This is a genomic window from Rhodoferax sp. ZS1R8, assembly GCF_056521325.1.
In genome coordinates this window covers 1,110-1,510 of the sequence record NZ_JBWMBA010000069.1, presented here as the reverse complement: position 1 = coordinate 1,510, position 401 = coordinate 1,110, and the positions used below count along the sequence as shown (strand labels likewise).

The following is a 401-nucleotide window of genomic DNA, read 5'->3' as shown; positions in this document are numbered from 1 at the left end:
GCCGTGACCACACGTGCGTTGCGAATGATGCGTTGGTTCATACAAGTTACTTTCTGGAGAATCAATCGGGTTTGCGGTGTTGTTCCACGTCAAAACTGCGGGTGGCCACTGCTTCGCGTACTTCGTCATCGTGGAAGATGCCCACGATGGCGCTGCCTTTGGCACGCGCCGCATGTATCAGCTCCACCACCACGCGGCGGTTGTCTGCGTCCAGCGAGGCCGTGGGTTCGTCCAGCAGCAGCACCGGCGGGCTGGTGATCATTCCGTGGGCGATGTTGACGCGCTGCTGCTCCCCGCCCGAGAACGTGGCGGGTGGCAAGTGCCACAGGTGTTCGTGCAGGTTCAACCGCGTGAGCCACTGCGCGGCCTGGGCGCGGGCAGCGGCGGCGGTGTGCCGCAGG

1 pseudogene is annotated in these 401 nt (G+C 64.1%); it reads right to left on the bottom strand.

Annotation, left to right across the window (positions count from 1 at the left end):
- Window positions 1-61: 61 nt before the first annotated feature.
- A pseudogene (locus AC097P_RS23810) lies at window positions 62-401 on the bottom strand (ATP-binding cassette domain-containing protein); the annotation flags it as partial.